The 14,196-nt window shown below is 71.4% G+C and carries 10 protein-coding genes and 1 pseudogene; 5 read left to right on the top strand and 6 right to left on the bottom strand.

What is annotated here, in order from left to right; all coding sequences use genetic code 11:
• Positions 1-228: 228 nt before the first annotated feature.
• A pseudogene (locus ACH4SI_RS02730) lies at positions 229-1,059 on the bottom strand (LLM class F420-dependent oxidoreductase); the annotation flags it as partial.
• 558 nt (positions 1,060-1,617) lie between these two features.
• Here ACH4SI_RS02730 and ACH4SI_RS02735 point away from each other — a divergent pair.
• The 4 genes from ACH4SI_RS02735 to ACH4SI_RS02750 all read left to right on the top strand — a co-directional run bounded on the left by ACH4SI_RS02735 (position 1,618) and on the right by ACH4SI_RS02750 (position 7,964).
• The gene (locus ACH4SI_RS02735) at positions 1,618-1,842 is read left to right on the top strand and encodes a hypothetical protein (protein WP_009720215.1); all 225 of its coding nucleotides are present in this window, start codon (positions 1,618-1,620) and stop codon (positions 1,840-1,842) included.
• Between the two features lie 134 nt (positions 1,843-1,976).
• Complete coding sequence (locus ACH4SI_RS02740; protein WP_398291727.1) at positions 1,977-2,786, top strand: HlyD family efflux transporter periplasmic adaptor subunit; 810 nt, start codon at positions 1,977-1,979, stop codon at positions 2,784-2,786.
• Between the two features lie 179 nt (positions 2,787-2,965).
• Positions 2,966-5,104 (top strand): NHLP family bacteriocin export ABC transporter peptidase/permease/ATPase subunit, encoded by a 2,139-nt coding sequence (locus ACH4SI_RS02745; protein WP_398292340.1) that lies wholly within the window; start codon positions 2,966-2,968, stop codon positions 5,102-5,104.
• Position 5,105: 1 nt separating this feature from the next.
• A complete protein-coding gene (locus ACH4SI_RS02750) occupies positions 5,106-7,964 on the top strand; it encodes an NHLP bacteriocin export ABC transporter permease/ATPase subunit (RefSeq protein WP_398291729.1) in 2,859 nt (952 codons plus the stop codon).
• 194 nt (positions 7,965-8,158) lie between these two features.
• On the opposite strand, the gene ACH4SI_RS02755 is transcribed toward ACH4SI_RS02750, so the two are convergent.
• Entirely contained in the window at positions 8,159-8,974 is an 816-nt protein-coding gene (locus tag ACH4SI_RS02755) for an SAM-dependent methyltransferase (RefSeq protein WP_398291731.1), read from the bottom strand.
• 45 nt (positions 8,975-9,019) lie between these two features.
• Entirely contained in the window at positions 9,020-9,895 is an 876-nt protein-coding gene (locus ACH4SI_RS02760; protein WP_398291733.1) for a helix-turn-helix domain-containing protein, read from the bottom strand.
• A gap of 352 nt (positions 9,896-10,247) precedes the next feature.
• Here ACH4SI_RS02760 and ACH4SI_RS02765 point away from each other — a divergent pair, with 352 nt between their 5' ends.
• Positions 10,248-10,682: a hypothetical protein gene (locus ACH4SI_RS02765; RefSeq protein WP_398291735.1), complete on the top strand. Its 435-nt coding sequence runs from the start codon at positions 10,248-10,250 to the stop codon at positions 10,680-10,682.
• A 19-nt stretch (positions 10,683-10,701) separates the two neighbouring features.
• On the opposite strand, the gene ACH4SI_RS02770 is transcribed toward ACH4SI_RS02765, so the two are convergent.
• From ACH4SI_RS02770 to ACH4SI_RS02780, 3 genes are all read right to left on the bottom strand, one after another.
• Positions 10,702-12,060 (bottom strand): ABC transporter substrate-binding protein, encoded by a 1,359-nt coding sequence (locus ACH4SI_RS02770; protein WP_398291737.1) that lies wholly within the window; start codon positions 12,058-12,060, stop codon positions 10,702-10,704.
• Positions 12,061-12,182: 122 nt separating this feature from the next.
• Complete coding sequence (locus tag ACH4SI_RS02775; protein WP_398291739.1) at positions 12,183-13,421, bottom strand: sugar ABC transporter permease; 1,239 nt, start codon at positions 13,419-13,421, stop codon at positions 12,183-12,185.
• The gene (locus ACH4SI_RS02780) at positions 13,412-14,191 is read right to left on the bottom strand and encodes an ATP-binding cassette domain-containing protein (protein ID WP_398291741.1); all 780 of its coding nucleotides are present in this window, start codon (positions 14,189-14,191) and stop codon (positions 13,412-13,414) included. The genes ACH4SI_RS02775 and ACH4SI_RS02780 overlap by 10 nt, the downstream gene beginning before the upstream one ends.
• Between the last annotated feature and the right edge of the window lie 5 nt (positions 14,192-14,196).

Genomic DNA, 14,196 nt, shown 5'->3' on the forward strand with positions numbered 1-14,196 from the left:
CCCTGACGGTCGGTCTCGCCCCCCAGGGCCCCGGCTCGCCGGCGAATACCAGCCCGGTGGCCGCGGCGGCGACCGCCGTGGCCTGGGCCGATGCTGGACCGGCTCGCGGACCCGTGCGCCACCGGGGGCTGACCAGCGCACTGGCGGAGGAGGCGCAGACGGCGCCGGCGGCGGACACCGAGCGGGCGGCGCGCCGCGTGCGGGAACGGCGCCGACCGCGCCATCACCGAATCGTTCGGCGAGAGAGGCCATCGCGTCGAGGTGGGCGAGCGTCTCCCCCTCCGGCTTCGTCGGCAGGTACAGCAGCACCCGCTCCACGCCGAGCCGCTGATACCCCTCCAGCGCCTCGAGGGTGCCGGGAGTGCCGCCGGGCACCCCGTACACCGTCACCGGCACGTCCCGGCCCGCCACCTTCCGCAGCCGCTCGATCTGCGGGCCCAGGGTGCCGGGTGGCGTGCCGCCCGCCAGCCAGGCGTCCCCCAGGGCGGCGATCCGGGGGAACGCGGACTCGCCGCCGCCCACGTAGATCGGCGGATACGGGCGCTGTACGGGCTTGGGCCACTGGTAGACGGGGTCGAAGTCCACGAACTCGCCGTGGTACTCCGCCTTCTCCTTCGTCCACAACTCGCGGATCGCCTCCAGCCGCTCGTTCACCAGACGGCCGCGCGTGGACGGGTCGGTCCCGTGGTTCTCCATCTCCTCGCGGTTCCAGCCGACGCCCACCCCGAAGACGGCCCGTCCGCCGGAGACCAGGTCGAGGGAGGCCACTTCCTGCGCCGTGATGATCGGGTCCCGCTGTGACACCAGGGCGACCCCGGTGCCCAAGCGCAGCCGTGTGGTGACCCCGGCGATGGTGCTCAGTGTGACGAACGGGTCGAGGGTGCGGTAGTAGATCTCCGGCAGCTCGCCACCGCCGGGATAGGGCGAGCGGCGTTCCACCGGGATGTGGGTGTGCTCGGCGATGAAGAGCGAGTCGAACCCCCGCTCCTCGAGAGCCCGCCCCAGGGCCGCGGGCCCGATGCCCTGGTCGGTGACGAAGGTCGATACGCCAATTTTCACGGCGACTCCTCTGTCGGCGACTCCTCGGTTCGGCATGTGCGTAGGCATAGGAGTTGTAAACGGGTACCCCCGGAGCGGCCCGCCACACGTGGCGGATCGGAGATCCTCCGTCGGGCGCGAAATGCGACCGGACGTCGACAGGTCTTCAAGTGATCGGCACATCCATTCCACAGAAGCCGTGTGTAGCGCACGCCTCGGCACCACGCGGGCCCGGTGTGCGCCGGCTCCGCCCGGGAATGTGCGATTTCCGCGCGGAGACGGAGGGCGGTACGGCGCGAGTGGTGACCATCGTGTGGGGAGGCGGTGCCGGTCACGTGGACACGGGTGCACGCCATGTGATCGGAAAGTTGTCGGAATGCGTAGTTCCGGATCTAGCTCGATTCGAACGTGGCCAGCCGGCGTGGTTACATCCTTTCGCGCCGAGACGTTCCCCGGAGCCCGGTTACCGGGAAGTGCGGGAACGTAGCCGCGGTGGCCGGTGGAGGAGCCGAACACCCTTCGGCAACCACCGGCCGTTACAGGCTCATTTAGAGATATGTATCCAAGGGAGACGCAGTAATGAACAACGCACCCAAGGTCGCGACCCAGGAGATCTCCGACGCTGAGCTGGACAACGTGGCCGGCGGTCTCGGCGCTGTGGGCGACGCCCTGGGCACCGTGCAGTCCGTCACCGGCCCGGTCACCGGCCCGGTCACCGGCGCCGTGGGCACCGTCACCGGCACCGTCGACGGCGCCACCGGCCTGAACACCTCCGGCATCGTCGGCACGGTCGCCGGTCTCTGAGCCGATCGCTCCCCATGCCCCGGGCCTGCCTGGTCCGGGGCATGCGCGGTTCCCCGGCCCCGTCGCACCAGGCCGCCGGGCCGCGCATCCCACCCGTTCCCTCGTGCCCCCCGGCCGGTTGAGGAAAGACTCCCGTGCAGTTCCGCCAGCAGGCCCTTTCCAAGATGCAGTCGGCAGACGACATCGACCTGCCGGTCCGCTACGCCCGTCCCCAGGGCTGGCTCGCGCTGACGGTCACCCTCGTCGTGATGGCCGCGGCCGCCGTCTGGGCCGTGACCGGCACCGTGGCGGACACCCTGGGCGCCTCCGGCATCCTCACCCACGGCCAGGGCAGCTATGTGCTGCAGAGCCCGGTGAGGGGACAGGTCACCGCCGTGCTCGCCGAGGAGGGCAGCATGGTGCGCGCGGGCGCCCCGCTGGTGAAGGTCCGTGCCCCCGACGGCGGCAGCACGGCCGTGCGCGCCCTCGCCGCAGGCCGGCTCACCACCCTGTCCGTCTCGATCGGCTCCGTCCTGAACACCGGCGCGGATGTCGCCTCCGTGGAGCGCGTCCGCAACTCCCGCGACCCGCTGACCGCGACCCTGTACGTACCGGCGGACCGGGCCGCTTCGGTCCCCGCGGGCGCCGCGGTCGACCTCGGCGTGCAGTCGGCGCCCTCCCGGACATACGGCGTGCTGCGCGGCCACGTACAGGCCATCGGCCGGACCGCCCAGTCGCGCCAGCAGATCGGCTCCTTCCTCGGCAGCGCACAGCTCGGCGAGGAGTTCTCGAAGAAGGGTCCGCCGGTCGCGGTGGCGGTACGCCTCGACCGGTCGTCGGACACCCGCTCCGGCTACCGCTGGTCCTCGCCGAAGGGACCGCCGTTCGCCCTCGGCTCCATGACCCTGACCACCGGCACCATCCATCTGGCCGCCAAGCACCCCGTCGATTGGCTGCTCCCGTGACCGCGACGAACCCGACGAACTCGACCGACTCGTCGGACGGGAGCGGCGGACCGCCCCGTCCCGCACCCGCCGGGACCAGCGGGCGCCGCCGCCCCGAACCGGCCCGCGGACGGCGGCGCGCCCCGCGGCGCGGGAGCGGCCCGAAGAAGCCGCGGCGGCGGACCGTACGCACCCCCACCGTGCTCCAGATGGAGGCGCTGGAGTGCGGCGCCGCGTCGCTGGCCATGGTGCTCGCCCACTACGGACGCCACGTACCGCTGGAGGAGCTGCGGATCGCCTGCGGCGTCTCCCGCGACGGGTCGCGCGCCAGCAATCTGCTGAAGGCCGCCCGCAGTTACGGGCTGCGCGCCAAGGGCATGCAGATGGAGCCGGATGCGCTGGCGGAGGTTCAGGCCCCGGCGATCCTGTTCTGGGAGTTCAACCACTACGTCGTCTACGACGGCATGGGGCGGCGGTTCGGCAAGCGCGGCGTCCACATCAACGACCCCGACAAGGGGCGCCGCTTCGTCACCACCGAGGAGTTCGGGGCGAGCTTCACCGGGATCTGCCTGGTCTTCGAACCCGATGACTCCTTCCGCCGCGGCGGCCGCCGCCCCGGCGTCCTGGACGCCCTGCCCGCGCGGCTGCGCGGCACGGCCGGCACCCTGCTGGCCTCGCTGCTGGCCAGCCTGCTGCTGGTGGCGGTGGGCGCCGCGGTGCCCGCGCTCAGCCGCACCTTCATCGACACCTTCATCGTCGGCGGCCAGACCTCGATGCTGCCACCGCTGTTCGCCTCCATGGCCGTGGCGGTGGTGCTGACCGCGGTGCTGACCGGCGTCCAGCAGGCGAATCTGCTGCGCGGACGCATCATCTCCTCCACCCTCGGCAGCGCACGCTTCCTGCGCCATCTGCTGCGGCTGCCCGTCACGTTCTTCGCCCAGCGCAGCCCCGCCGACCTGGTGCAGCGGCTGCGCTCCAACGACACCGTCGCCGAAACCCTCGCCCGCGACCTCGCCGCGGCGGCCGTCGACGGGATCGTGGTGGTCCTGTACGCGGTGCTGCTGTGGACGTACGACCCCCAGCTCACCCTGGTGGGCGTCGGTCTGGCGCTGCTCAACGTGGTCGCGATGCGCATCGTGATACGGCTGCGCGCCACCAGGACCCAGAAGCTGCGCGCCGACACCGCGCGGCTGACCACCACCGCGTACACCGGGCTCCAGCTCATCGAGACGATGAAGGCCACCGGTGGCGAGAACGGCTACTTCCGCCGCTGGGCCGGTCAGCACGCCATCACCCTGGAGGAACAGCAGCGCCTCGGCGTGCCGAGCGCGGCGCTGGGCGTGGTGGCGCCCACCCTCGCCACCCTCAACAGCGCGCTCATCCTGTGGATCGGCGGGCTGCGGGCCGTCGAGGGCCATCTCTCGATCGGGCTGCTGGTCGCCTTCCAGGCGCTGGTCACCCGCTTCACCGCGCCCATCACCCGGCTGAACGGCGTGGCCGGACGCATCCAGGACTTCTCCGCCGACGTGGCCCGGCTCAAGGACGTGGAGCGCTTCCCCGCGGACAGCCTCCACACCCGCGACGAGGGACAGCCGGACGCCGACGACGCCCGCCGCCTCACCGGCCATGTGACCCTGGAGGACATCACCTTCGGCTACAACCCGCTGGACGAACCGCTGCTGCGCGGCTTCTCGCTGTCCGTGGGCCCCGGCCGTCAGGTGGCGCTGGTCGGCGGCTCCGGCAGCGGCAAGTCCACCGTGTCCCGGCTGGTGTCCGGCCTCTACAGCCCGTGGGAGGGGGCCATCCGCATCGACGGGCAGCGGCTGGAGGACATCCCCCGCGGCCGCCTCGCCTCCTCCGTGTCCTTCGTCGACCAGGACGTCTTCCTGTTCGAGGGGACCGTGCGGGACAACGTGGCGCTGTGGGACCCGTCGATCCCGGACGACGCGGTGGTGGCCGCCCTGCGGGACGCGGCCCTCTACGACGACGTCATCGCCCGCCGCCCCGGCGGGATCCACTGCCGGGTCGAGCAGGACGGCCGCAACTTCTCGGGCGGACAGCGGCAGCGGCTGGAGATCGCCCGGGCCCTGGTCCGCCGCCCCAGCGTGCTGGTCCTGGACGAGGTGACCAGCGCCCTGGACGCGCAGACCGAGCAGACCGTCATGGACAGCCTGCGCCGCCGCGGCTGCGCGTGCGTGGTGATCGCCCACCGGCTGAGCACCGTCCGGGACAGCGACGAAATCCTGGTCCTGGACCGCGGCACGATCGTGGAACGCGGACGACACGAGGACCTCGCGGTCGCCGGAGGCCCGTACGCCGAGCTGATGAAGGAGCACTGACATGGCGTCCGTACACCCGCCTGCGGCCGAGGCCATGGACGCGGGCGGCGGAGACGCGGTGGTGCGGGCGCTCGGCGCCCTCGGCACCCCGGTCGACGGCGCCGGACTGCGCAGCCTCCCGCTGGAGGGCCCGCAGGTGCTCTGGCTCGTCGTCCAAGGCGCCCTGGACCTCTTCGCGGTCGACGCCGCCGAGGAGGGGCAGTGGCACTTCCTCGGCCGCCTGGAGACGGGCGCCGCGCTCCCCGGGCCCGTCGAGGGCCCGCGCCACACCCTGCTGGGGCGGCCCTCGCAGGACTGCGCGGTCCGCCGCATCCCGCTGCGCGAGCTGTACCGGCCGGAAGCGTACGACGCGTACGGCAACCCCGAAGCCGCGTACGACACCGCGTACGACAACGTGGCGCCGACGCCGCTGGAGCACGCCGTGGCGCTCGGCGTCAGCCGCAGCCTCGGCGTGCTGTTCCAGGCCCCGCTGGACGGGGGAGCGCAGTACGGCGAGGAGGCGGCCGACGAGGACCTGCTGTGGCTCCCGGTGCCGCCCGGCAGCGTGCGCTACGGCGCCGAGTACAGCGCCCAGGCCGCCGGGGACCTGCTGATCGACGGCGCGCTGTGGCAGCGGATGGTCAACCAGCAGTACCGGCTCGGCACCGCCGTGGACCGCTGGATCGACACCCTGGAGCGGGCCCACGCGGACCGGACGGCCGCCGGGATCCGGGCCGGTGAGAACGTCCGCTCGCGCGCCGACGAGGCGCTCGTCGCGTCCATCGGAGGCCGGCGGCAGGCGCCCGGCGCCTCGGACGACAGCACCGACGACGCCGTGTACGCGGTCTGCCGGGCCGTGGCGGACGCCGCCGGGATCACCCTCGCCGAACCGCCCAAGGGCCCCGTGGCCGACGACCGCACTGATCCCGTGGAGCGCATCGCGGCCCACGCCCGCATCCGCACCCGCGCCGTCCGGCTGGAGGGCCGCTGGTGGCGCGAGGACGCCGGGCCCCTGGTGGGCTACCGCGCCCTGTCCGGGGCGCCGGTGGCGCTGCTGTGGCGGCGCGGCCGGTACGAGGCCGTCAACCCGGCCTCGGGCCTGCGCATACGCATCGGCCGTGGCACCGCGGAGGAGTTCGAGCCGCGCGCCGTGATGTTCTACCGTCCCCTTCCCGAGCGGCCGATGACGATGTGGCGGCTGCTGCGCTTCACCGCCCGCGGTGCCGCGCCGGACCTGCGCAGCCTGTGCGCCGCCGGGCTGGTGACGGTGGCGCTCGGCGCGCTGGTGCCGGTCGCCACCGGCCAGGTGCTCGGTACGTTCGTGCCCCGCGCCGAGAAGGACCCCATCGTCCAGATCGCCCTGGCGCTGATCATCTCCAGTGTCGTCGCCGCGTCCTTCCTGCTGGTCCAGAACCTGTCCCTGCTGCGGCTGGAGGGGCGGCTGGAGAGCACCCTCCAGCCCGCCGTCTGGGACCGGCTGCTGCGGCTGCCCACCACGTTCTTCGCCGAGCGCTCCACCGGCGAGTTGGCCAGCGCGGCGATGGGCATCAGCACCATGCGGCGGGTGCTGTCCGGCACCGCCCCGGTGGTGCTCCAGGCGGGCACGGTCGGTGCGATGAACCTCGCGCTGCTGATGTTCTTCAGCGTGCCGCTCGCGCTCGCCGTGCTGGCCATGCTGCTGGTCATCTGCGGCATCTTCCTCGCCATGGGCCTGTGGCAGGTGCGCTGGCAGCGACGGCTTGTCGAGACCGAGAACAAGCTCAACAACCAGGCGTTCCAGACCCTGCGCGGACTGCCCAAGCTGCGGGTCGCCGCGGCCGAGAACTACGCCTACGCGGACTGGGCCCGCGGCTTCGCCAAGTCCCGTGACCTGCACCAGCGCACCGGGCGCATCAAGAACCTCACCCAGGTCCTCGACGCGGTCTACCTTCCGCTGTGCTCGCTCACCGTGTTCCTGCTGCTGGCCGGTCCGGCCCGGGGCAGCATGTCGGCGGGCGGCTTCCTGACGTTCAACACCTCCGTCACCATGCTGCTGACCTCCGTCACCCAGCTCACCAACTCCCTGGTGTCGGTGGTCGCCGTCCTGCCCATGTTCGAGGAGGTCAAGCCGATCCTGGACGAGCCGCCCGAGGTGCGCGGCGGCAGCGCCCAGCCCGGCCCCCTCTCCGGCGCCCTCCAGGCCAGGAACGTCACCTTCCGGTACGGCGCGGACGGGCCGCTGGTCCTCGACGACGTGTCCCTGGAGGTCCGGCCGGGCGAGTTCGTGGCCGTCGTCGGCCCCAGCGGCTGCGGCAAGTCCACCCTGCTGCGGCTCCTCATCGGCTTCGAGCGGCCGGTGTCCGGCAGTGTGCTCTACGACGGCCAGGACCTCGCCGCCCTCGACCAGGCCGCCGTGCGCCGCCAGTGCGGGGTGGTGCTCCAGAACGCGCAGCCGCTGGGCGGCACCGTGCTCGACTGCATCCGCGGCGCCGAGCCGTTCACCCCCGAGGAGGCCATGGCGGCCGCCGAACTCGCGGGCCTGGCCGAGGACATCCGCCAGATGCCCATGGGGCTCCACACGATGATCTCCGGCAGCGGCGCCATCTCCGGCGGCCAGCGCCAGCGCCTGATGATCGCCCAAGCGCTCATCCGCCGGCCGCGCATCCTCTTCTTCGACGAGGCCACCAGCGCCCTCGACAACGAGACCCAGCGCATCGTCATCGAGAGCACTCGCCGCCTCAACGCCAGCCGGCTGGTGATCGCCCACCGGCTGTCGACCGTCATGGACGCCGACCGCGTGCTCGTCATGGAGGAGGGCCGGGTCGTCGAACAGGGTGCCCCGGCCGAGCTGATGGCCCAACCGGGCGGAAAACTGCACGAGTTGGTGCGCCGTCAGCTGTAGTCGGCCACGGGGCCGTCCCACGATGAGCCCGAGGACGACCATCACCGCTCCCGCCGGGGATCCGGTGCTGTCGCCCGCCGTCACCCGCCGCCTCATCGAGTAGGCGACGGGTGACGGCGGGCAGGCGGACCCCGTCCGGGTCGCGCTGCTCGTCCGCGACGCCGAGAATTGAGGGACGCCGAGGACGGGCCTGGCTACGGCTTGCGGGCGACCGCCCCGTACATGGCGATGTCCTCGTCCTTGATGCCCTCGGTGCTCCTGGCGTCCGGACGCCACCTGTGGACCTGGGCGACACCGGGCTCGACCAGGTCGAGCCCGTCGAAGAACTGCGCGGCCTCGGCCTCGGTGCGCAGCCGCATGGGCATGCCGCGCGCCGCGTACTCGTGGGCCACGCGGCCCACCTCCTCCGGCGCGAAGTCGGCGGTGCCGACGGACATCGCCAGATAGCTGCCCGAGGGCAGCGGTTCCAGGAGCCGGTTCACGATCCCGTAGGCGTCGTCCTCGTCGAGGACGAAGTGGACGATCGCGATCACCGTCAGGGCGACCGGCTTGCCGAGGTCGAGGGTGTCCCGCAGCTCCGGTGCGTTCAGGATGGCGGCGGGGTCGCGCATGTCCGCCTCGACGTACGTGGTCTTCCCCTCGGGCGTGCTGGAGAGCAGGCCCTGGGACAGGGTGAGGACGATCGGGTCGTTGTCCACGTACACGACCCGGGAGTCCGGGGCGACCGCCTGGGCGATCTCATGCAGGTTGGGGGAGGTGGGGATGCCGGTTCCGATGTCGAGGAACTGCCGGATGCCCGCCTCCTCCGCCAGATAGCGCACGGCCCGGTTCATGAAGTCGCGGTTGGCCCGCATGTGGATCGGCAGGGCCGGCCACTCCCGGGCCATGGCGTCGCCCGCCTCCTTGTCGGCGGGGTAATAGTCCTTGCCACCAATGATGTAGTCGTAGATCCGCGCCGAATGTGCGTTATCGGTGTCAATCCGTTCGGCCGGCCATCCGTTGTCGCGCAACGCCCGCCCCTCCCATTGAAACGTCGGTCACATGTCCAGGCCCCGTCACAGCTCCTTGCGGATCTCGCCGAGCAGGGCCTCGGTCTTCTGGGCGGGCGCCGACTGGGCGCTCACCCGGTCCAGTGCCTCGCGGTACACCACCGCGTCGTCAGGCTTGTCCAGGTAGACCGCTCCGACCAGCCCGCCGAGATAGACGATGTCAGGCAACTCGGCGGCCCGGAACCGGAAGACGTGGAACGCGCCGGCCGGCATCGCCGGATGCGGGCCGTTGTTGAACGGCATGATCTGCAGGGTCACATGCGGAAGCCTGTTCACCGCGATCAGATGGTCGATCTGGGCGCGCATCACGGCCGCGCCCCCGACCGGCCACCGCAGCACGGTCTCGTCCATCACCACCCACAGCCGGGGAGGGGACTCGCGGGACAGCAGCTCCTGGCGCCGCATGCGCAGCGCGATCCTGCGTTCGGTGGCCTCGGCGGGGACATGCGGATTGCCCGAACTGATCAGGGCGCGGGCGTAGTCCTCGGTCTGCAGCAGGCCATGGACGAACTGCGGCTCGTACGCGCGGATCTGGAGCGCCGCCTGTTCCAGGCTCAGATAGGCGGCGAACCAGTCCGGCATCACATCGCGGTAGACGTGCCACCAGCCGCGCTTGTTGGCCTCGCGGACCGACTTCAGAAAGGTGTCGATCTCGTGCTGGTCCGTCACGCCGTACGTCTGGAGCAGTTTCTCGACGTCCGCGAGCCGGAGCCGGGCCACTTTCGCGGCTTCCATCCTGCGGATGGTCGAGTGGCTGACTCCGATCGCAGCGCCCGCCGCGTCGTAGCTGAGCCCGGTCCGGGTCCGCAGTTCCTCCAGCTGCTTGCCGAGGATCATGCGGAGGACGGAGGGAGCGCCGCCCCATGCGGATTCCGCCGCCACTCCCTGCCTCCTCACGCCGAGTTCCAGGGTCGCAGTCTGTCACGATCATCCATCGCCGCCGCACCTGCATCCTACGACTTGCAAATTTCAAGTTACCTCTTGCAACTCGTTCATGGCAGATGTCACAGTGGACATGCCGTCACCGATGTGTGACTCCGCGGCCGTTGGGCCCGCGGTGCCGGGGGAAACGTCGGACGGGTCGGACCGATTCACGGCCCCCTGTCGGCGGAACGTTCGCGTGTGTACGTCGGTAGGCACCGGGCAGTGCAGGACCGGCGCTGCCCATAGTGCGCAGGCAGACGAAAGGCGACCGATCGTGGTTCCCCCCACCCTCCCCCTGCCTTCGGCTCACATGCCGCGGAAGAAGTCCGCGCATGCCGCGAGCGGCCCGCCGGGGCTTCCGCGCGGCACGCGCCGCGTTCGGCTGGTGCTCCCCGCGGGCCTGTCGGCCGGGCTGGGCTACGACGCGGTCGGGATGTGCGCGGAGGACGGGAAGCGGGTCATGGACCGGCTGCCCGGCATCGGCTGTGTGTTCGCGTGCGATGAGCGCTGGTGGTGGATCGTGCCCGCCGGATCGCACATCGGGCTGGTGTGGCCGGCCGTCACCAGCTACTCGGTCGGGGCGTACGTGGGCCCGCCGAGCAGTCCGCGCACGGTCAGGGCGTCCCGTAATCCCCGCCTCGTCCACCTCCCCGAGGGCGACTCCCCGTACACGCCCCCGATCCCCCTCTACTTCATGGCCTGCCACATCGCCGGTGTGATGCCGTGCTGGTCGGTCACCGAGTAGCGGTGTGCGCTGAAGGCGGTCAGCTGGTGCGGTAGCCCGCCACCGCGTCCTGGGCGAGCTTCTGGGAGATCTGGAGGGCCTCGCGCACCGACTTCTTCCCGGCGATGGCCGCGCTGATCTGCGCGGAGACCTTGTTGCCGAGGTCGGCGAACTGGGGGATGCCGACGAACGAGATGCCCTGGTAGGGGCGCGGGCCGACACCCGGGTTCCTGGGGTCGGCGGAGTCCTTCACCGCCGCGTACTCCTGCCGGTACCAAGCAGCCGCCGCACGCTGGTAGTTGGGATTGGAGTAGAGCGACTGCCGGCTGCCGGACGGGGCCTCGCTCCAGCCGAGGGTGTCGCCGATCTGCGCCTGGTACTGCTTGGAGGAGGCCCAGGAGATGAACTTCCAGGCGGCGTCCTTCTTCTTGGACGCGTTCTCGATGCCCCAGGCCCAGGTCCACAGCCAGCCGGCCCGGCGGGTTTCCTCGTGCGGGGCGGGAACGTAACCGACCTTCCCCTTGACCGAGGAGCCGTCGGCCTCGATCGAGGTCGCCAGTGAGCTGGCGTCGTACATCATGGCGCATTTGCCCTGGGAGAAGTCGGCGAGGATCTCGAGGACGCCGCTGCGCGCGGCGCCGGGCTCGCCGTACTTGCGCACCAGGTCGACATAGAACCGAATCGCCTTCGTGAACTCCGGCGAGGTGAGCCGGGCGTTCCACTGCATGTCGTACCAGGAGCCGCCGAAGGTGTTGATCACGGTGTTGATGGGGGCGAGGTTCTGGCCCCAGCCGGGCAGGCCGCGCAGGCAGATGCCGCTCGCACCGTCGGTGCCGTCGATCTTCGCCGCGAGCGAGGCGACCTGCTTCCAGGTCGGATGGCGCGGCATGGTCAGCCCGGTCTTGCGGAAGAGGTCCTTGCGGTACATCAGGAAGGAGCCCTCGCCGTAGAAGGGCTCCGCGTAGATCTTGCCGTCGGCGCCGGTCACGGCCCTGATCAGGCTGGGGAAGATGTCCTTCTGGTCGAAGGTCTTGTCCGCCTTCTCGTAGGAATCCAGCGGGGCGAGCCAGTGGTTCCTGGAGTACGTCGGCACCTCGTACGCGCTCACGCTCGCCACGTCGTACTTCGCGTCCTGCCGGGCGAACTCCTTGTTCATCCGGTTCCGCGCCTCGTTCTCCGGAAGCAAGGTGTAGTCGACGGTGATGCCGGTCCGCGAGGTGAAGTACTTCTTCGTGTACTGCTTCAGGGTCACCATCTGGGGATTTTTGACGGCGAGCACGCGGATGCTCTCCTTCCCCTCTCGGGAGGACCGCACGCCGGCGTGCTGGCAGCCGGAGACCACCAGAGCCGCGGCGAGCGCGGCCGCGGTGGCCGCGCGGGTGAGGAGAAGACGTTTCATCGCACTCCGATGGTCACGGTGAGCGCATCGGATCCTTCCAGAACACTTGGCAAAATGCCTGGCTTGCCCGAAAATGGGAAGCTCATGTGCAGCATAGCGTCACGCCCGGACCGTGACGACCATCAGGTGGGGCCGCGCGCCCGCGCCGCCCGCCGGGTGAGTGAGTCCGCGGCCACGGCGGCCAGCAGCACCCCGCCGGTGACCATGAACTGGACGGCGTCCTGGATGCCCAGCAGCGCCATGCCCGAGGCGATCGACTGGATGACCAGCGCACCGAGCAGCGCCGACCAGGCCGAGCCGCGCCCGCCGAACATGCTGGTGCCGCCGATGACCGCCGCGGCCACCGCATTGATCAGCAGCATGCCGGAGCCCGCCGCGCGGGCCGTCGTGGGGCTCGCCGAGGTCAGCCCCGAGGCCACGAACAGGCCGCCGACCGCCGCCAGCGTCCCCGACACCATGAACATCGCGATCCGCACCCGCGCCACGTCCACCCCGGCTCGGCGCGCCGCCTCGACACCGCCTCCCACCGCGAACACCTTCCGGCCGGTGCGGGTGCGGCGCAGCACCAGATCCGACCCGACGACGACGGCCAGGAAGATCAGCAGGGCGAGTGGCACGCCCTGGAACCGGCCGAGCATATGGGCGGTGGCGAACGTGAGCACCGCCAGGACGCCCGTGCGCACCCCGATCTCGGTCAGCGGCCGGTACGGCATCCCGGCGTCCCTGCGCCGCCGCCGGGTCCGCCGCGCGGCCAGGAAGTACCCGGCCGTGCCGAGCGCGGCCAGCCCGTACGCGATGATGCCGCCACTGAAGTAGAGGCTGGTCAGCGCGGCGACCAGACCGCTCTCGTCGATGTTGATCGTGCCGCTCGCGCCCAGCAGGTAGAGGGTCAGCCCGTTCCAGGCCAGCAGCCCCGCGAGGGTCACCACGAACGCGGGCACCCCGACCCGGGCGAAGAAGAACCCGTGCACGGCGCCCACGGCGGTCCCCGCGGCCACCGCCACGATGATGGCGAGCCACTCCGGCATGCCGAGGTACACGTTCAGCACGGCGAACGCGGCGCCCGCCAGCCCGCTCACCGAGCCCACCGACAGGTCGATCTCCCCGATCAGCAGCACGAACACGATGCCCACCGCGACCAGGCCGGTGGCGGCGATGTCCACGCTGAGGTCGGACAGATTGCGCGGCGAGAGGAAATTGGCGTTCAGGCTCTGGAAGACGAGCCAGATCACCATGAGGCCGAGGACGACCAGGAGCGGGCCGCGCTCGCCGACCCGCAGCCCGCGCCGGGCCACCTCGCCGCCGCGCAGCCGGTGCCGGACCGCGTCGGCGTACCCCCGGATGTTCTGTCCTACGGCCATGCCCCCTCCTCATCCGTCGTGCGGTGGGCCACGGCGTTGTCGGCGGCGCCGGTGATGGAGGAGATGATGCGTTCCTGGGTGGTGGTGGGCACCTCGAAGAGCCCGTTGTTACGGCCCAGGCGCAGCACCGCGACCCGGTCCGCGACGGCCTTGATGTCACCCATGTTGTGGCTGATGAGGAGCACGCCGAGGCCGCGGTCGCGCAGCTCCTCGATGAGGTCCAGGAGCTGGCTGGTCTGCTCGACGCCGAGAGCCGCGGTGGGCTCGTCGAGCAGCAGGACCTTCGGCGCGCCCAGCAGCGAGCGGGAGATCGCGACGGCCTGCCGCTGGCCGCCGGACAGGATGGCGACGGGCGCCCGCACATCGGGGATGCGGATGGACAGCGTGTGCATCAGTTCGCGGGCCCGCCGCTCCATCTCCACCTCGTCGAGGATGCCGGCGTGGTGCACCTCGCGGCCGAGGAAGAGATTGCCGACGACGTCGAGGCTCTCGCACATCGCGAGGTCCTGGTAGACGGCGGCGATGCCCAGCGCCTGCGCGTCATGCGGCCGTTTGATCTGGACGGTGTGGCCCTCCCACTCGATGACGCCCTGGTCGGCGGGGCCGACCCCGGCGATCACCTTGACCAGGGTGGACTTGCCGGCGCCGTTGTCGCCGACCAGGGCGACGACCTCACCGGCGCGGATCTGCAGGTCGACATCGACCAGCGCCTGGACGCCGCCGAAGCGCTTGGAGACGCCGCGCAGCGCCAGCAGGGGCGGAGCCGGCACGGGAA

The organism is Streptomyces sp. NPDC021212, from assembly GCF_044332925.1.
GTDB lineage: Bacteria > Actinomycetota > Actinomycetes > Streptomycetales > Streptomycetaceae > Streptomyces.